General features: G+C 58.2%; 15 protein-coding genes. 12 read left to right on the top strand and 3 right to left on the bottom strand.

The features are described 5' to 3' along the window. Positions 1 to 235: 235 nt before the first annotated feature. The 12 genes from pta to CJ187_RS00910 all read left to right on the top strand — a co-directional run bounded on the left by pta (position 236) and on the right by CJ187_RS00910 (position 14,500). Positions 236 to 1,792: a phosphate acetyltransferase gene (gene pta, locus CJ187_RS00965; RefSeq protein WP_233187314.1), complete on the top strand. Its 1,557-nt coding sequence runs from the start codon at positions 236 to 238 to the stop codon at positions 1,790 to 1,792. A 46-nt stretch (positions 1,793 to 1,838) separates the two neighbouring features. Next, positions 1,839 to 3,014 (top strand): acetate/propionate family kinase, encoded by a 1,176-nt coding sequence (locus tag CJ187_RS00960; protein ID WP_102216157.1) that lies wholly within the window; start codon positions 1,839 to 1,841, stop codon positions 3,012 to 3,014. Positions 3,015 to 3,056: 42 nt separating this feature from the next. Then, positions 3,057 to 5,129, top strand: coding sequence for an NAD(+) synthase (locus tag CJ187_RS00955; RefSeq protein ID WP_102216158.1), 2,073 nt, complete (start codon positions 3,057 to 3,059; stop codon positions 5,127 to 5,129). Beyond that, positions 5,126 to 5,488 (top strand): hypothetical protein, encoded by a 363-nt coding sequence (locus tag CJ187_RS00950; protein WP_102216159.1) that lies wholly within the window; start codon positions 5,126 to 5,128, stop codon positions 5,486 to 5,488. The genes CJ187_RS00955 and CJ187_RS00950 overlap by 4 nt, the downstream gene beginning before the upstream one ends. Before the next feature lie 264 nt (positions 5,489 to 5,752). Further along, entirely contained in the window at positions 5,753 to 7,330 is a 1,578-nt protein-coding gene (locus CJ187_RS00945) for an FTR1 family iron permease (protein WP_102216160.1), read from the top strand. A 35-nt stretch (positions 7,331 to 7,365) separates the two neighbouring features. After that, positions 7,366 to 8,037: an iron transporter gene (locus CJ187_RS00940; protein WP_102216161.1), complete on the top strand. Its 672-nt coding sequence runs from the start codon at positions 7,366 to 7,368 to the stop codon at positions 8,035 to 8,037. 97 nt (positions 8,038 to 8,134) lie between these two features. Next, positions 8,135 to 9,436, top strand: coding sequence for a Fe-S-containing protein (locus CJ187_RS00935; protein WP_158237713.1), 1,302 nt, complete (start codon positions 8,135 to 8,137; stop codon positions 9,434 to 9,436). Positions 9,437 to 9,448: 12 nt separating this feature from the next. After that, on the top strand, positions 9,449 to 10,885 hold the full coding sequence (locus tag CJ187_RS00930; protein WP_102216163.1) for an ABC transporter permease: 1,437 nt from the start codon (positions 9,449 to 9,451) through the stop codon (positions 10,883 to 10,885). A gap of 7 nt (positions 10,886 to 10,892) precedes the next feature. Then, complete coding sequence (locus CJ187_RS00925) at positions 10,893 to 12,185, top strand: ABC transporter permease (protein WP_102216164.1); 1,293 nt, start codon at positions 10,893 to 10,895, stop codon at positions 12,183 to 12,185. Between the two features lie 20 nt (positions 12,186 to 12,205). Further along, on the top strand, positions 12,206 to 12,931 hold the full coding sequence (locus tag CJ187_RS00920) for an ABC transporter ATP-binding protein (RefSeq protein WP_102216165.1): 726 nt from the start codon (positions 12,206 to 12,208) through the stop codon (positions 12,929 to 12,931). Further along, on the top strand, positions 12,928 to 13,434 hold the full coding sequence (locus tag CJ187_RS00915; protein ID WP_102216166.1) for an FMN-binding protein: 507 nt from the start codon (positions 12,928 to 12,930) through the stop codon (positions 13,432 to 13,434). The genes CJ187_RS00920 and CJ187_RS00915 overlap by 4 nt, the downstream gene beginning before the upstream one ends. Then, positions 13,418 to 14,500 carry an FAD:protein FMN transferase gene (locus CJ187_RS00910; RefSeq protein WP_102216167.1) on the top strand — a complete coding sequence of 361 codons (1,083 nt, stop codon included), beginning with the start codon at positions 13,418 to 13,420 and terminating at the stop codon, positions 14,498 to 14,500. Before CJ187_RS00915 ends, CJ187_RS00910 begins: the two co-directional genes overlap by 17 nt. Positions 14,501 to 14,575: 75 nt before the next feature. On the opposite strand, the gene CJ187_RS00905 is transcribed toward CJ187_RS00910, so the two are convergent. From CJ187_RS00905 to CJ187_RS00895, 3 genes are all read right to left on the bottom strand, one after another. Continuing rightward, complete coding sequence (locus CJ187_RS00905) at positions 14,576 to 15,880, bottom strand: glycosyltransferase family 2 protein (RefSeq protein ID WP_146003062.1); 1,305 nt, start codon at positions 15,878 to 15,880, stop codon at positions 14,576 to 14,578. Positions 15,881 to 15,986: 106 nt separating this feature from the next. Further along, on the bottom strand, positions 15,987 to 17,594 hold the full coding sequence (locus CJ187_RS00900; protein ID WP_102216169.1) for an O-antigen ligase family protein: 1,608 nt from the start codon (positions 17,592 to 17,594) through the stop codon (positions 15,987 to 15,989). 7 nt (positions 17,595 to 17,601) lie between these two features. Beyond that, positions 17,602 to 18,948 carry an oligosaccharide flippase family protein gene (locus CJ187_RS00895; RefSeq protein WP_102216170.1) on the bottom strand — a complete coding sequence of 449 codons (1,347 nt, stop codon included), beginning with the start codon at positions 18,946 to 18,948 and terminating at the stop codon, positions 17,602 to 17,604. Positions 18,949 to 19,175: the final 227 nt, after the last annotated feature.

Below are 19,175 nucleotides of genomic sequence, written 5' to 3'. Positions count from 1 at the left end.
TGTGCGATACACCTTCCATTAGTGCCGGGTTTACCTTGCTACGCCGGGTTAAGCCAGCCATTTCACTGTACTTGTTCACCCACCAGTTTTCGCCCGCAGGCAGCGCATCTACCCCGGGGAAGGGACGAAGATCATATGTTGACCAGTATTTTTCGCGTTTCGCACGCAAAATGTGGTGATATTAATAGGTACGAACAGGTTGTTAACGACGTATGCGCGTGGAAGGAATTAGGACGTGACCTATTCGCTGTACATCACGGCCACGGAGTCGGGTGAAGGTGGTTTAGCAATAATCCGCTCGGTTGTAAACAAGTTGAAAGATTCCTACGAGAAAGTGGGGGTTTTTCGCGCTTTTGTTAATGGTGAGGGCACCTTAGACCCGGTGGTGAAAGAGTTCGACGGTGGTTACGGTACTGCCCGAGCGCACTACGCGGACGACGAACTGAGTGCGATGCAGGCAGTTATTCGCGCTTACCGGGAGTTCGCGCGCCACTACGATGCGGTAGTTATTGTTGGGCGCATTGATGGGGATCCAACTAACCCTGGTTTACTGGCGCGGTCGGCCCGAACTGCAGCTAACGTGGGTGCGGCGATGGCGTTCATTGTGGATGGGCAAGACCGTTCTGCTGACACACTTGAGAACTACCTGGAGTTAGCCCGTGAGGAAGTGGCGTTAGCGAACGTACCGCTCGTGGCCGCGTGGCTTCTGGGTGACCCCGCCGAGCTTCCGCAGTTGGAGGGCGTGGAGATCCTCACCAGTGGGGATGACGATCGGGTTCCAGACCTACTGCGGCACCAACTGCAAACTACGACTCCGTTGATGTTCGAATCTGCGCTGATGGAACGCGCCCAGTCGCAAGTGCGGCGCATTGTACTTCCGGAGTCTGACGACGACCGGATTTTGCATGCAGCCGCGATCATTTTGAAATCTCACACTGCGAACATCACGTTCGTTGGGGACCAAGAGAAGATTCACCAGCGCGCAGAGGAACTCCAGATCGACCTGTCTGCTGCCGAAGTGGTGGACCCCACGGACGCGACGTACTTGGATCGGTACATCCCCGAGTTTGTGCAGCTGCGGAAGAAGAAGGGGATGACGCCCGAGCAGGCGCGAGAGAAACTCACGGACCTTTCTTACTTCGCCACCATGATGGTGCACATGGGGGATGCGGACGGCATGGTTTCGGGCGCATCCCACACCACGGCGGAAACCATCGTGCCGTCATTCCAGATCATTAGGCCCCGGCCGGGTACCTCTATCGTCTCGTCCGTGTTCCTCATGCTGCTTAAAGACCGCGTGCACGTGTACGGCGACTGCGCGGTGAACCCGAACCCAACCCCAGAACAGCTAGCGGACATTGCGCTCACGTCCGCGCAGACAGCACGGCAGTTCGGTGTGGAACCGCGAGTAGCGCTCGTGTCATACTCTTCGGGCACTTCCGGGGCGGGCCCGGACGTGGACGCGGTAGCGCAAGCCACACGGATCGCGCAAGAAAAAGCACCGGACCTCCCGATTGATGGGCCCATCCAGTTTGACGCTGCCACCGACCCGATTGTGGCTGCGAAGAAGATGCCGGGCTCGGCGGTTGCGGGCCGCGCAACCGTGTACATCTTCCCGGACCTCAACACGGGCAACACCACGTACAAAGCGGTGCAACGCACCTCGGGTGCGACCGCGGTTGGCCCAGTGTTGCAAGGCTTGAATAAGCCCGTTAACGACCTGTCACGCGGCGCCCTCGTGGCCGATATTGTGAACACAATTGCGATCACCGCTGTGCAAGCGCAGCACTAAACTCAAACCTGAATGCACACCTTAGGCTCGTAAGCGAAAGGTACTTATGACTGTTCTAGTAATAAACGCGGGATCTTCCTCGTTGAAATACCAACTGGTTAACCCCACCACCGGCGAATCTAACGCGTCTGGCCTCGTGGAACGCATCGGCGAAGAAACCGCGATGCTCAAGCACGAGCACGAAGGTGAGGAGTACCGGCTGGAACGCCACATTGAAGACCACGAGGTCGCCCTCAAACTCGTACTCGACATGTTCAACAAGTACGGTCCGGTACTTAAAGAAGCCAGTATTGAGGCAGTGGGCCACCGCGTGGTGCAGGGTGGGAAGTACTTTGACGGACCAGCGTTAGTGACCGATGAGGTGAGCGAACGGATCCGCACACTCATTCCGTTGGCGCCGCTGCACAACGGGGGTAACCTCAAGGGAATTGAAGTGGCGCGCGAACTGCTGCCAGAAGTACCACACGTGGTGGTGTTCGACACCGCCTTCTTCCAGCGCCTGCCCGCGGAAGCTTCGACGTACGCGCTGAAGAAAGAGGTGGCGGAAGAATACGGGATCTACCGCTACGGTGCGCACGGCACCTCCCACTTGTATGTATCCAAGCAGGTGGCGGAGCTGACCGGGAAGACGGATTTGAAACAGATCGTGATGCACCTGGGGAACGGTGCGTCCGTGTCAGCTGTTAAAAACGGGCGGGCCCTGGACACCTCAATGGGGCTCACGCCGCTGGAAGGCCTAGTTATGGGCACCCGTACCGGTGACATTGACCCGGCCGCCGTGTTCCACCTGCAACGCAACGCGGGAATGGACGTGGAAGAAGTGGATCACCTGTTCAACAAGGAATCGGGCCTGAAGGGATTGTCTGGATTCAACGACATGCGCACGGTGCGGGAGCTGGCGGATAAGGGCGATGAGGACGCGCGCCTTGCACTGGATGTGGCGCTGCACCGCCTGCAAAAATACGTGGGGGCCTACACCGCGGTTTTAGGTGGTTTGGACACCATCACGTTTACCGCTGGGATCGGTGAGAATGATAGCGACCTGCGGCGGGAACTGTGTGAGCGTCTCGCATACACGGGCATTGAGTTAGACCTTGAGAAGAATGAGGTACGCTCTAAGCAAGCGCGCTGCATCTCTACGCCTAACTCTAAAGTTCAGGTATGGGTAGTTCCGACTAATGAGGAACTGGAGATCGCCCGCCAAGCCATGACACTGGTGTAGCCGCACGCAGTTACTATTCGAGACAGTTAAAGAGGTATCGCCATGGGATCGACCCGCATTGCTCAGTTTGGTTTTATCCGCACCTGCGCCCTGTCTATCCCCATAGCGCTAGCTGACCCGGTTGAGAACGCGCGTCGCATCGCGCACGCGGCGGCGAATGCGCGCCAGCAGGGGGCAGATATTATCCTCACGCCGCAGTTGTCACTCACGGGAGCGTCGTGCGCGGACCTGTTCACACAGGCGCATTTGCTTGAGGCTACTAACCACGCGGTGGTTGAACTGTTACACGCAACTGCGGACAACCCTGCCCTGCTGGTGGTTGGCGCGCCGGTAGTGGGCGAATCTTCGACCCGCGTTTTTAATGGCGCGCTCGCTATGCAGTCGGGCGAGGTCAAAGCCGTGTTCGCGCAGGCAAACCCCAGCGATCTTGAGGCCCGCTGGTTCGCCCCCGCGTCCGCAGGTTTGCAAAGCCAGTGGGGCCCGGTGATCCAACAGCTGCGGGTTAACTTGGGTCACGACACTCCCCTTCCCGGCGCGGCAGTGGACGCATTCACGCTTGGAGTGAGCGTGGGTGACGATTTCGAATCCACACCTGGCCTCGCGCCAACGGTGCTGCTGCACATGGCGGCCGCTCCCGCGCAAGTGGGGCGCATTAGAACGGTTGAACGCGACGCTGCCGCACTGGCTCGGCGTCGCAACTGCGCGGTGGTTTATGCAAACGCGGGGTTCGGTGAGTCCGCTAACGACGCCGCGTGGTCGGGCCACACGTTTGTAATCGATCACGCCGACACCGTGAAACGCGGCGCCACGTACGCGCAAGAAACCGCAGGAGTCTGCGGCGACATAGACGTGCATGCCCTCGCGATCGAACGGCGAACCGGCGCGAACACGCCCCTCAAGACCGCGCAGCAAGCTGAAGAAGCCTTGTCGCTCGAAAGTGAACATCAAACCAAAGAACGCGCCCCGCTCGGCACTGAATCGATTGCTCTGAGCCCAGTTGCCACGAGTCTGCTCGACCCGATTGCCCGGTTCCCGTACACTCCGGCGGACACGGATGGTTCCGGTGCGGATTTACGGGAGATTTATGAGCTGCAAGCCGCTGCCTTGGTGGCGCGCATGAGGGCGATTGGCGATCCGAAGCCGGTGATCGGCATTTCTGGTGGTTTGGACTCCACCCAGGCACTGCTGGTGATTGCTCGGGCCATGGATTTGATGGGTCGGAGCCGTGAGGAGATCCTCACGTTCACCCTGCCGGGTTTCGCAACCACGGACCACACGAAGAACAATGCGCGCGACTTGTGCGTGGCGCTTGGCACCACGTTTGAGGAACTAGATATCCGCCCCACGGCCACGCAGATGCTGCAAGCGATGGGGCACCCGTTCGGGCGGGGCGAAGAGGTTTACGACGTCACGTTTGAGAACGTTCAGGCGGGGTTGCGCACCGATTTCCTGTTCCGCATCGCGAATGCCCGCGGCGGCCTCGTGATTGGCACGGGTGACCTGTCGGAGTTGGCGCTGGGCTGGTGCACGTTCGGGGTGGGTGACCACATGAGTGCGTACTCTGTGAACGGGGGCCTGCCCAAGACCCTCATGCAACATTTGATTCGATACACAATTCGAGCCAGTATGTTCGGCACCGAAGTTAATCAGACGCTTCAGTCGATTTTGGATACGGAAATCACTCCGGAGCTGATTCCCACTAAACCGGGGGCGAAAGCGCAGTCTACGCAGGGGTCGATTGGGCCGTATGCGCTGCATGATTTCACGTTGTACTACACGTTGCGGTACGGGTTCAGTCCGCGCAAAGTTGCGTTTTTAGCCCGCCACGCGTGGGAGGATGTTGAGCGTGGTTCTTGGCCTGAGGGCACCCCGGAACGCGATCGTACCGCGTACTCAAAGGAGCAGATTCTGCAGTGGATGCGCGTGTTCTACCGGCGGTTTATAAATAATCAGTTCAAACGGTCAACGCTCCCGAATGGCCCGTCGGCACTTGCGTTTGGCAGCGTTTCACCCCGAGGGGGTTGGCTGATGCCTTCGGACGCGCGTGCCCACGCGTGGGTTGCCGAGATGGACGCGTTAATCGCGGAGCAAACCACGGGGCGGCGGCCCGCGTGAGCTACGTTGCAACACTGGTCGCCCTAGTTTTCCTCACTTTTGCGTCTTTTACAACGCGAGTGGCCTTCAGTGCCGCAAAAGGACAGTTACCCAGCGCAGCCGAGCCGAAAAACCCTGAGGATGCACGGACACGCCGGGAGCAGCTCGCACAGCGGTCCCGCAGGGCTTTCCCGCTGATCGCGGTGCTAGCGGTGATCGCGTGGGCCCACGGGCTGGCTCTGCTCACCATGGGGGTACGCGGGTTCGCGGGTACCGCTCCCGGGCCTATGCCCGTGTGGGTGGTAATCGGATCTGGGATCTTCACGTGCGTTGGGGTCAGCCTGGTGGTTTTGAAGTTCTTGAAGAAAGCCGCGGATTAACACCTCACTAAAAGCATGACCTTAGTCCTACCTAAGTACCTCAGGCACATCTGCCACCGCGACTACCATGCGAAAACCCACATAATGACAAGGTGACACTTTACTAAAGTTTTGATTGCCTTAGCATCGGTGTATCGTGGAGCTTAGGTTAGCCCAGGCTAATCACACAATGTCATCAACATTGATCGAGGTACACACAGTGAACTCTCCGTTGTCGCGCCCCCGCCCAATTTTTGCAGGGCAGATCTACTAGCGGTACTCATTATGGCGTTAGCACTGCTAGTGGTCGCACCGCACGCGGACAGTTTCGCTTCCACCCAACCCGCCCACACACGCGGCGCAATCGTGAAAGCCGAATCGAAAGACGGGTGGGGCAAAACAGCACAGCAAACTGCCGCGCTCATTGACGAAGCGACAAAGGCATTCGAAGCAGGCGACACCGAAGGGGCCCGCGCAAAAGCGAACAAAGCCCGCTACGACGTGTACCAAGGCAAAGGTCTCGACAAACAGATTTCTGCGAAACTCTCCGGTTCAGACGCAAACCAGATTGACCTCAACTTCTCCTTGCTGATTCACGCGATCAAAACCGATGACAAAGCTCAAGTAGCGGACTCCGCCGCAGAGATCAAAGACAAACTTGAATCCTCCGCGCAGAAACTCTCTGGCGCCGACCAGGCCGCCCCTCAGGAAGTAAGTAAAGGCAAATGGGGGCAAGTCGCATCCACCATGATCGGCATTCTTGACGAAGCCAAAGACATCATGAAGAAAGGCGACGCGCAGGCCGCGAAAGACAAAGTTAACGAAGCATACTACGGGCACTACGAAACCACGGGGTTCGAAAAAGTCACCATGGCCCGCGTATCCGGCGGCCGGGTATCCGAGATTGAACTCGAATTCTCTCTGATCAAACAGGACATGACAGACGGGAACAGCGACTCTGCCCTGCAGCGCATAGACGAGTTAGAACCAAAACTCGTGGAAGACGCGAACAAGCTAGACGGGTTCGACCCCGAATCCGGTGCCGAAGGCGGCTCCTCCAGCACCACAATCTTCCTCTCCTCTCTACTCGTGATCTTGCGTGAAGGTGTCGAAGCGATCTTGGTGGTAGCCGCGGTGATCGCCTACCTCGTGCGTGCCGGCCACAAAGACAAGACCCGCACCGTGTGGTACGGAGCTGGCGCGGCCCTTATCCTGTCAATCATCATGGCGATCGTGCTGTCGAAAATCACGGCGCTGGCAGGTAAAAGCCAAGAACTCGTGGAAGGTATCACCGCCCTGTTCGCAGTCGCCATGCTGATTTACGTGTCCAACTGGATGCTTGGCAAGTCTCATCAGTCCGCGTGGGACCAGTACATCAAATCGAAAACCGATTTCTCTCTTTCAACCGGCTCCCTGTGGTCGCTGTCTTTCGTGGCGTTCCTAGCGGTTTTGCGTGAGGGCGCCGAGACCATCTTGTTCTACCAGCCGATCCTCGCGATGGCTGGGGACGACAAGCACTGGGTGTGGATCGGACTCGCTATCGGCGCGGTTTGCCTGGTGGTTATCTACACGGCGATTCAACTACTGTCGATCCGCATTCCACTGCGCCCATTCTTTATCGTTACCTCACTACTGTTAGCCGTAATGGCCGTGACCTTCACCGGTTCGGGCATTAAAGAACTGCAGGAAGCCGACGTGCTGCGCGCCACGCCCGTTAACGGCTTCCCCACCATAGACCTCCTGGGGGTATACCCCCGGGTGGAGAACCTCATCGCACAAGCGGTAGTTCTTCTTATAATCATCTCCCTGTTCATCTACGCGCGTTCCAAGAACAAGCGTCTGGACTCGGCAGATGCCAAATAAGCACTATTTATTGACAAATCTGTGGAGACAACTCAATGAACACTATTTTTAAGCGCGCACTCGCCATCGGTTCCGCCGTGGCTCTGGCCGGAACCCTCGCGGCGTGCTCGCCGCAAGCGAAAGATGACAAAGCGGATGCGGGTAAAGACACCGCTGCGTCACAGTCGCAAGAAGAAAACAAGGGTGACGACCAGAAAGAAGACGGAGGCGACGATGACGCCGGCTTCCGTGAAGAGCCCGTCGGTGATGACGTGATCGTCAAGCCCATTAAGGTTTCTGCGGTCTACTTCCAGCCCGTTCCCATGACCCCGGAAAACGCGGGCGGTACCCCCGCTAAGGAAGCGTCTATCCACCTTGAGGCTGACATTTCTGCAATGCCGGACAACGACCTCGGTTACGGTGCTGGCGACTTCATTCCCGGCCTGGGCGTGGACTACGAAATCCTCGACCAGTCCAGTGGAAAAGAAGTGCACTCGGGTAGCCTCATGCCGATGAACGCGTCTGACGGCCCGCACTACGGGCTGAACCTGCCGAAGCTCGACGCGGGTACGTACAAGCTGCGGATCAAAGTGAGGTCGCCCGAGAAGGCGTCCAGCTGGATGCTGCACACCGACCCCGAGACCGGTGTTAAAGGCCGTTTCTGGGGTGAAGACCTGGTGGCGGAGTTTGATAACTGGAACTATGATCCGGCTAACGCTTGGTGGTAAGCCACTGGGACTAAACCGGTAGGATGACGAAGCCGCTGACCTGCGGTCCATGCGGGTCAGCGGATTGTCTTCACGTTACTTATTGGAGAGGAGTCCCGTGAAGCATCTCGTTGATGTCACTGCTGCTGTGCTGTTGGTGGGGCTCAGCATTGGAGCACTAACCCCAACTTTACGTTTAGCGACCGGCTACCCCACTCGCGGTCGCGGCCGTCACTACACCGTGTGGGCCACCCTAATTGGAGCGCTTCTTGGCCTCGCGTTCGTGTACGTGCACGAGAACTCTATTATCCGGTTCGACCGGCAACGCCTAACGCTAACGACCCTGGAACCCACAGTGGTGCTGGGGCTTATTTTGATTGGCCTACTGTTTGCAGGTATGCGGTACACGACGCGGGCTCTTAAAACTGACCCGCGGCTACTAACTAACCCGGTACCCCGCCCCCTGCGGTACGCCACCGCGTTCACCGGTTGCATCTGGATTGTGCTGGCGGTGTTCCGCGATTCCCAACGCGTGTACATGCAGACCTTAACCTTGGTGCCTGCTACCAGCTCTGTTTTTTCTTCTGACACGTTCTTTAACACCCTGTTCTTTTTGCTGGGCTTACTACTGGTTGTGGCGTGCGGCGCCGGGGTGGCGAAACTAGTGCGTTCAGCCCCGCAGTATGCCGCTTGGGCTTCAGCCGCACTGATTGGCGTCATGTCTGCCACCCACATTTTCTTGATTGTGCGGCTACTGAACTCGATTCGGGCTATCTACCTGCCACAATCGACCGTTACGTTCCTGTTGTGGCTGGTTAATAACGAGAAACTGTTTGTTTTTGCCGCACTACTGGTGTGCGCGGTATTAGCCGCAGTAATCTTAGTAAAAGCCATCACAGCAGATAAGCGGGGGCCGAACGCGGCGGCGCGGCGGATTAAACGCGCAGAATCTAAAGCTTACACGCGTCGCAGCGCCCTGACCTTAGCGGCGTTCAGCGCTTCCGTGCTCACGTTGACTGCGGGCGCGAAGTACGCGTATAAAGAAGTTCAGCTTTCCCCACCGGAACCGTTTGATGTGAAGGACGGGCACGCGGTGATTCCCCTGTCCGCGGTGGATGATGGGCACTTGCACCGGTTTGAATACACCACCAAAGGTAAAGTTCCAGTGCGTTTTATTGTGATCCAAAAAGCCGGTTCGTCGTACGGGATTGGCTTAGACGCGTGTGAAATCTGCGGAGCCACAGGGTATTACGAGAAAGACGACAAGGTTATCTGTAAGCTGTGCGAAGTGGCGATGAATATTGCCACTATCGGCTTTAAGGGCGGTTGTAACCCGATTCCGATTGACTACGAGCTTGCGTCTGGGCAGATCACAATCCCCACTTCTGTACTTGAAGATTCCGAAAAGATTTTTGCGTGAGGGGGTAGGTGAATGTTTTTCCGGATGATACGCAAAGCGTTGCTGGGCCAGCGCGGCGGTAGAGCCATGATTATTTTCACCGTGGCACTCGGCACGTGCGTGGCCGCGTCCATGCTGTCGGTCATGTTTGACGTGGGCGATAAGGTGAATCAAGAGCTCAAGTCTTATGGTGCGAATATTACGGTTCGGCCAAAAGACGCGGCGATTGTGCAGGACCTGTACCAGTTCCATGATCAAAAAGAGCAGCAGTCGTACCTCAAAGAATCTGAACTGCCTAATATTAAGACGATTTTCTGGACGTACAACATTTTGGACTTCGCACCACTGTTGAACGTGCAGGCTGAAGTTAAAAACGGGTCTGATACAGCGCAGACTGTGCCCGTGGTGGGCACGTGGTTCGATGAGCACCTGGACCTGCCCACCGGAGACAAGGTGGACACGGGGCTGGCGAAACTGCGGCCCTGGTGGAAGCTAGATGGAAAGTGGCCAAAAGAAACTGCGCCAACCACGCAGGCTGACGCTAAGTCGACAACGGACGCTGCCCCTCAAGCGAAAAACCCCGAAGGCGCGGAAACAATCAAGGCTGGCACCGTAGTTCCTGCTAGCACACATACGGACAAGCGCGCCAAACCGGCCGCTGACCAAACAAAACCACAGGCGGTTGTGGGTACCCGGCTGGCTAAGAAACTGGGGGTGAAACCGGGTGGAACCGTGCAGGTACAGCGCAACGGCCATGACGAAACGGTTGCGGTTGCGGCAGTGGCCACCACGGGTGGGGACGAGGACGATCAGTTGTTCCTGCCCCTCCACCAGGCGCAAACCCTGCTGAACAAACCGGGTGCGGTGGGGCAGGTGGAAGTGTCGGCGCTGACCACGCCGGATAACGACCTTGCCCGCAAGGCCGCGAAGAACCCCGAGTCCCTGTCCATTTCGGAGCGGGAAACGTGGTACTGCACCGCGTACGTGTCTTCGATTGCATACCAGATTGAAGAGGTCATGACCGACTCCGTGGCCCGCCCCGTGCGTGCCGTGTCGGAATCCGAAGGCATGATCCTAGAAAAAACCCAGTTGCTGATGCTGCTGGTGACAGTCCTGGCGATGGCGGGCGCATCCCTGGCAATCGCGAACCTCGTTACCGCTAACGTGATGGAACGTTCGCGTGAGATCGGTTTGCTGAAAGCCATTGGCGCCCGCGACAGCTCCGTGGTGGGCCTGCTGCTGACGGAGATTCTGCTGATCGGCCTGGTTGGTGGCGCAGTTGGTTTCGGCGTGGGCGTCGGGTTGGCGCAGCTGATTGGCCACCTGGTGTTTTCCTCATCCATAACGGTGGCGCCCGCAGTGGCCCTAATTGTGTCGGCCCTGGTGCTGCTGGTGGTGCTCGGCGGGTGTATTCCCGCGGTGCGGTACCTGCTGCGACTGCGGCCCGCTGAGGTTCTACACGGACGGTGATTGACTGATGAATAAGCGAAAAATGTTCGTGCGGATGATCCTGTCATCCGTGTTGCGCCGCCGCTCCCGCGTTTTAATCGCGATCCTAGCGGTGATGATAGGCGCCACCACCCTGTCTGGTTTAGCTACCCTCGCGATTGACGTGCCCAAGCAAATGGCCCGCGAAATGCGTAGCTACGGCGCGAACCTGGTGGTCTTACCAGATGATACCGAAAAAGGTTTTTCCCCTGAGGTTCTAAACGCCGCTAAGTCCACAGTGCCGCGCGGACAGTTGGTGGAAGCCGTGGGCTTAGAGTACCAACCGGTACTGATTAACGACATGCCGTTCATGGCGGCGGGCACCGACGTGGAGGCTTTGCAGCGCATCAACCCGTACTGGTACGTGGATGGGAAATGGCCCACCTCCCCCACTGATGCGCTAGTGGGCAAAGAAGTGGCGGAACGGTTCGGCGCGCAGGTTGGCCAGAGCCTCAAGCTGAAACAAATGGTGTCGAAAAAAGTGGGGAACGCCCCCACTAAAGAAGAAAAGCAATCGGAATCCCCGCACGACCACGACAGTAACGGTAACGACGGTAAAGCCCACATGGAGGGTATGAGCGGACCTGAAGAACCGAATGCTTCCGATGCGCAGGCGGCAGCGCCGGGTGCCGGCGAATCCGCGAACACGGTTGACTTGAAAATCAGTGGCATCGTCGAAACCGGTGGGCCAGAGGACGCGTTCGTGTACACGGACTACAAGAACGTGAACACGCTGACGGGTAAGAAAACGGCGCTGACGGTCGCGGAGTTTTCAATCGCAGCGGACGAAGCGGCGCTCAACACAGCGGCGGAACACATGCAGGCGGCCGCGAAAGGAGTTTCTGCCGAACCGGTTGCCCGCCTGGCACATTCGGATGCGAACGTGCTGAACATGCTGCGGTCCCTGATGGGCATCATCACGGTCGTGGTGCTGGCCCTCATCATGATCGGGGTATCCACCACGATGATGGCGGTGGTGACGGAGCGGCGCAACGAAATCGGGCTGCGTAAAGCACTAGGGGCGTCAAACCGTTCGATAGTCGGCGAGTTCCTCGGTGAAGGCATCGTCATTGGCCTGGTTGGTGGTTTAGGCGGGGCAATCCTCGGGTTCGCGCTCGCGGGAGCCGTGTCTTCGTCCGTGTTCCACCGTTCGATCGGCCTGCACCCGTGGATCCTGCTGGTGACCATACTGGCTGCCATCGCGGTGTCTGCACTTGCAAGTTTGGTGCCGGTACGCCGCGCCGTAGACGTTGATCCCGCGCTGGTTCTGCGTGGGGAATAGGGAGAGTAGAAGAACTAGCTATGTCGAATAAAACGTTGTTAGAACTTGAGGACGTTTCGAAAATCTACGGGGAGCTGCACGCGCTAGACCGGGTGAACCTGAAGGTAACGCCCGGCGAGTGGCTGTCCATCGTGGGGCCATCTGGGTCTGGGAAAACCACCATGATGAACATTATTGGCTGCATGGACACGGCATCTAAAGGCAAAGTGGTGTTGGACCGCCACGACATTTCCACCGCGTCGAAAGATGATTTGACGCAGATTCGGCGTGAAACCGTGGGCCTGGTGTTCCAGCAGTTCCACCTGATCCCCCACTTAACAGCGGTGGAGAACGTGATGGTAGCGCAGTACTACCATTCGATGCCAGACGAGAAAGAGGCGCTGGAAGCCCTGGATCGCGTGGGGCTCGCGGATCGGGCAACCCACCTGCCCCGCCAACTGTCGGGCGGTGAGCAGCAGCGAGTGTGCGTAGCCCGGGCCCTCATTAACTATCCGAAACTAGTGCTAGCTGACGAACCTACCGGTAACTTGGATGCGAAAAACGAACACATCGTGCTCGATATCTTCCGCCAGTTGCACGCGGACGGAACAACGCTGATTGTCGTTACTCACGACACGACGGTGGCGGCGCGTGGGGAGCGGGAAATCCGGCTGGACCACGGGCAGATTGTGAACGAGCTGTACCACGCGGAAGGTGCGACGGATACGGAACCGGTGGGTTCCCTCATTACGAAAGAAGCGAAATGAAACGAAAAAGTGCGGTAACTGCGGGGGCGCTTTCGGCTCTACTGTTAGCAGCATGTTCCGCACCGCAGCTGGTGGACATGTCGGCCCCCATGAAGGACGGGCAGTTTGAAGGCGCGTCGAACCCCGATAACCAGGGGGCGGTTGGGCACGTGACGATCACTGTGAAAGACGGCAAGATCGCGGACGCGAAGTACGTGACGCTGCGCAAAGACGGGAGTGCGAAAGACGCGAACTACGGCAAGTCGTCGGACGGGCAGATCGGTAACGAAGAGTACTACAAGAGCGCTCAGAAAGCCGTTGCGTCTTACGGGCAGTACGCACACGCCCTGGTGGAAAAGCAAAATCCTGATGAGATCGCGGTGATCTCTGGGGCCACTGTGGGGCATTCACAGTTCATCCAAGCGGCCGCACGCGCAATCTTAAAGGCGCAAGGCCGGGAGGATGATGGCACGGTCGATTCCGTTACCGTGCCCGACCTGGAACTAGATGAGTCCGACTACTAACCCCCACTCCCAGGCGAATGCTCACCCTCACCATCGGGCGGGTGGGGCACGCGAGGCAGAACGAGGTTCGCGCCCAAGCGGTTTCGTTTCGCACAGAACGGGAACCTCGCACAGAACGGGCACCGGGGCGGGGCGAGCGCCCCATGCACCGAGCCCAGCGGACCAGGACGAACCGATTTGGCATTTGTCTTTACCGGCCATGGGAACGGTCGTTGACGTGTGGGCGCGCGGGCGCATTTCTGCTGCGTTGCCTGACGCGCTTGCGCAGCTGTTGGCGTATCAGGAGCGGTTGTGGTCGCGTTTCATTGAGGATTCGGACGTGTCGCGGGTAAACCGTGCGGCCGGACAGTGGGTTACGGTGGCGCCACTCACCGCTGAGCTGTTGGACGCCGCACTTGCTTATGCCGCGACCTCGGGCGGCGCGTTTACCCCGGTAATTGGCCGTTTAGCTCGCCTGTGGAGTGTTAAACGCTGGGCCGCGGCCATCGCGAATGGCCAGGATCCACAGCTGCCTTCCGATGACGTGGTGATGCGGGCTCGCCAGCAGTGTGACCCGCAGTTACTGCAAAAACGGGGGGCGTGTGAGTACCGGGTGCGCGGTGGCGCGCTGTTGAACCTCGACGGAGTGGCGAAAGGCGCGGCCGCAGACCAGTTGCGAGACCTGTGCGTCGCACGTGGCGTTGATTCCGCGTTGGTTTCCGTCGGGACTTCTTCGATTTCGTCTACGGATGATTCTTGGCGGGTTGGGATTTCCGATTTGAATCATGAGGGCGTGGCAACCACCGTGCGTTTTCGCGGAGCGCTGTCCACGTCCGGCGACTACCTGCAGCGCTTGCCCCAACTGGTGCACGGCCAGATGGTGCATCACGTGATTGACCCGCGCGCCGGCTGCCCATCCGACAGTGGGGTGCGGCAAGCGAGCGTGATCTGCGACAGTGGTATCCGCGCGGAAGTTGCCTCCACTGCCCTACTGGTTACCGGTGAGCCGAACCGGGAGTTACTGCGCGGCGCTCGGTGGCTCACCCTCGATCAGCAGGGCCAAGTCCACAGTTCTAGCGCGGTTTGAGGTCCCAGGCTAGTAGCAGGCGACATGAGTTCCCTAACTCGCCTAGTAGCAGGCGATTCAAGATCCCAAGTCGCTTTAATTTCCGCGCTGCTTTAGTTCTAGGGCCGCCCGGTAGATTGGCAGAGCTAAATCTGAGCTGGTTGCGAATGCGTGCAGAATCGCTTTTTCCAAAACGCTGGGGTGAGGCAAGTTGCTTCCCGCCCCGGGGTTAGGTGTGTAGCTGTTTACTCGCCGTTGTTGGGAACTGGCCCCTGCTTGTAGTTGCCGCCAGAGTATTTGTGGGTGCCGCCAGAATGCGCACGCCCGCAGTTGTGGCCCCTCAGTTTGACGCCTGTTTTGTGCATAGTTGGCAAGCACGCGGCGGGCCAGTACTTGAACGTGCGCTTTCAGCTTGTTGAACCGCGGGTCGGCACGCATGTGGGGGTACTTAGAGAACCACGCGAGGTTAGAGATCGCCGTTTTGAATGCGCAGTGTAGCGCCTGCACCGCGTGCTCACTCCCCTCACGCGCTAAATCCCGCGCGTCCCGCTCGTAGAACTTCAACGCATCCAACCGATTCCACCGCGGATCCTGGTTCATAATCGACCCCGGAGTATCCCGATACAAGTACAGGGGCGCATCCACTACCGCCACCGCATTGGCCTGCTGGTAAACACCAAGCGCGGTCCCCACGTCCTCATGAATCATCCCAACTGGAAAACGTAACCCGCGGTAGATCCGGCGGTGCAGCAACCTTGCCCAAGCAACCGTGAACTGCGCGAGCGTGTCAGTGCTGTACATAGCGTCAATCGCCCGATCGGACGTCAACAGATTCACCGGCATTCGCGACTGCCCGTGCCCCGTGTTCGCTTCCGCATTCGCGTCGGCATTTGCATTCGCGTCCGCATTTGCCCCCTTGTTCCCACTTGCATCTGCCTGCGCACACGCACCTGCATCCGAGCGGGGGTGACCAGTGGACCTGGGCGAGCCATTGGGCCTGGGCGGGCGCTTATCTAACTCAGGGGTGGTTCCGTCGGCAAACGATTCCAAACCGCACACCGCCACGTCCGCGCCCGTATCCCGCGCGGCATCGAGCAGGGCGGACACGTAGTTGGGGCGAAGTAAGTCGTCGGAATCAAAGAAGACTACGTATTCCCCCTTCGCCTGGTTAAGCCCCAGGTTACGCGCCGACGACAATCCCCCGTTAGGCACGTGCAGTACCTGCAGCCGCGGATCATCCCACTCATCCAAAATGCTGCCCGACCCGTCGATGGAACCATCGTCAACCGCAATGATCTGCAGGTTCTGGTAATCCTGGTTGCACACCGACCGCAAACTAGCGGCCAGGTACGGCTCCATGTTGTACACGGGGATAACCACCGTGACTAGCGGACTCTCCAACGCGTCCCTCCATCTTTCCCAGCCACCCACGGGCGGCGCTGCGCTTACAGATTAGCTACTGCCGTGCTTACAGATTAGCTTCCGCTGCACTTACAGTTTGTTTTCCTCAATTTTGCACCATTGGTTTTTGCACCACTATACGCGCTGGTTCGCTCTTTCGGTTGGCTAAGAAACCGCCGAGCACCATGAGTATTCCTTGCAGGCAATCGAAACCAAGATAAAGGGAAGACAAGAACGCCATGCCCACACCTATGAATACCGCGGCAAAGATAATGCACGTATCCGAAGCATCTGGGTAAGCGGGCTGCCCCAAAAGGTTCCCTGAGCCTCGCAATCGCCGAACGGTGCGCCCTATCACCGCCGTGCCTGCAGTTAAGTACACAGCCACCCCAGCTAACCCGTAGTAGACCAGCACATCCAAGTACGAGTTATGCACTACGCCGCTGATACGAATGTAAGACTCGGGGGTTCCCACCCCGTATTCCGCCGCGGCAATCCGCGTGTTGTACGGCCCGATTCCCAGCACTGGGCGGTGGCTCCAAATCTTCAGCGTGTCCGCCCAGATCGCACTGCGCACAGACCGAACTACCGCGCCCTTGTCTTGCTCCACCGTGGGTTTTTGCGCGCCCTCATCTTTCTTTTCTTTCGGCGTCAAATCCCCCGTCACCAAGAACCCGTGGCGATCCACGTACGTGTTCGTTATTTCCGTGAGGTACATGCTGGCTGCCCACTGGACAGCAACCCCGGTGCCTGTTACCGCAAGCAGTGCGACCACCACGGACACGAGGCCGCGTTTGGCTCGCTGCCGGCTAGAGAGCGTGCGCCAGCGGGCTCGCACCGCAATCGGGGCAACTAACAGCAATGAAACGTACAGCGCTACCTTGGCCCCGCGGGAGTTAGAAAGGATCATCGCGACCGGCAACACCACCCACGCCACTGCGTGCACCGCTGTGATTACGCGCCGCACCCACGCTGCCTCAAACTTATTTCGGTGGGCAAACAGCCAGAAAAAGAACACTAGCGCGACAATTGCGAAAAGGGCCGCGTGGTTGGAATCTTCGTTGAGTCCAAAAACGATCATGGGCCGGTGGGTTGGGTCGTAGTTAATGAACCGCACGCCCACAAAGTGTTCCGCCCCAGGCCGCCCGTACCAAAAACTCACGCGCGCCAGAAACGTTACAATCACCCCTAGCGCTTGCAGTAAAACGACCGTTGCCGCCGGGCAAAATGCCACCACCGCATCTTTCACGGGGGTGCGCGAACGCGCAAGATACCCACCCAGCGGGTAGGCAAGCATCAGGGATACGCACAGTAAGATCGCGGATTTAACCTGATCCACCACGTTGAACGCGGGTTCTGTGAGTCCGGTTAGCAGCGCCGTTAACGCCGCCACAGGAAGCAAGCACAGCAGGATTTTTAAGTACCGCACCCGCCACCACGCGCGGTCGAACACGGCTTTATGCCCGATCACCACTGCCGCCCACAGCACGAGCCCGTACTGCACGTAACGCAGGTGCGCGTTAAGCAGTTGCGTTTGATTCAAAAATAAAAACGTGAGGTACGCGCTGAAGCAATACAGCGGGTTAACCACTGCGCGCAGCAAGGTATGCGAACGCGCTGGATCTACCCAACGGTGCCACGAATCCGAGGGGGACGCTGCCGGTTGGGCCGCGGAAGAATCACGGTTGGTAGAGACCTCAGGGGTGTCGTTCATGTGCCTCTCATTCTTCCTCTTCGCATGCCGATGCTGAGCGGGCTTCGGTTACGTCCGGATGCCCGTCAGTTACCTGGGGTTCAGCTTCCGCTGGTTTCAATTCCTCACGGTACTTGTAGATCGCTCCAACGCAGTACGACAGCTCAATGATTTGTGTAAATAGGGTGCACCAGATAATTGACTTCGCACTCAAAGTGGAGGTGGCGTACAGGATCGCGAGCAGTACCACGTGTACGGCGCAGGCGGCGAACACGGAGTTGTTAACGGCCCTCGAATGCCCCATTGCCCCCAGCGTGGGGAACGAAAGGAGGAATATCGGCAGCGTAACCACAAAGATAGGCATCATCAGGCGCAGCAGTTCCCCCGCTTGCGCGTACTCGCTGCCGAGGATGAACACGCAGATGGGTTTGGCCCAAATCGCGATTATGGCGGCGCCAATAACCACTGGGGGCATCAGCCAAATAAGTAGTTTCTTCAACAGCTTGAAGTCGCGGTTACGCACCATGTACGGGTAGAGACTATCGGCAATCGGCCCGAGCCCCAGCCGCATGGTTTGCAGTATTTTGTCGGCCGACGCGTACGCCCCCGTGATGAGTGCTCCCACCGGGTTAATGATGCCCACCAGGAACATGTTCGTTGACGAGTACACGGAGGCAGCAACACGGGAGTAGAAGAAGATCGATGAGTAGCGCGCGAGTTCCCAGCAGTACCGCCAGTTTGGAAACACTATGCGGTAACCCAACTTCCTCACCATGTAGTAGTAAACGAACCCGAGCGAAAGCAGGTCGCCTATTAAAGACATGGCGGGTACAACCCAGTAGTCCGCCGGTTCGCGTAAGAAAATGAAGATGCAGATGGTGAAGATGACGCGGATGCCAACGGTGCGCATCGTGATCACTTTCATCTGTTCTATTCCGCGGTAGAAGAAGTCGAGCATAAAAGATGCCGACACGGTAGAGAAATACACGAGGATGTAGAACCACGGGTCGGTGTTCATCTTCGACCAGGTGAACGCCAGGGGAACCAGAACGACCAGGCCGATCAGCACGGTCACCACTTTGTTTATAGTGATGCCACCGACGATGCGTTCGATTTCTTCGCGGTTCTCGCGGTTGCGCGCAACCTGTTCGGTACCCGAAAGCATGTAGCCAAAGTCAATGAGGAGCGCAAAGTACGCCATGGTCGCTATCGCCCAGTTGAGTTTGCCATAAATCTGCGGGCCCATGACCCTGGTTTGGTAAGGGATTGTGATGGCGCCAAGAACATAGCTGGAGAATATGAGGATGTACAGGAAGAACGTGTTCTTCGCCAGAGTGCCGCGTCTACCCGCGAATCTCTGTTTGAGTTTCCCCACCTAGTCCCTCCTCTTGAACCTCTCCAGCATACGCGCCCGCCACTCGCGAGCAACCACCCGTAATGGGCGCGCACCTATCCGCACCTATCCGCAGTTGCCCACGGTTCACGAAGCGAGGCGGTTTCGCCGTGGCCTGCCGCTTACGTAACCGTGTTTTCGTCCCCGTCCGCTACTCACGCGGGTAGTCTACAATTGTCCTCAACGATTCTACCTATATAGGAAGTCTG

This window comes from Gleimia hominis (genome assembly GCF_002871945.2).
GTDB lineage: Bacteria > Actinomycetota > Actinomycetes > Actinomycetales > Actinomycetaceae > Gleimia > Gleimia hominis_A.
The sequence above is the reverse complement of the archived record's forward strand: the minus strand, read 5'-3'. Positions and strand labels throughout refer to the sequence as shown.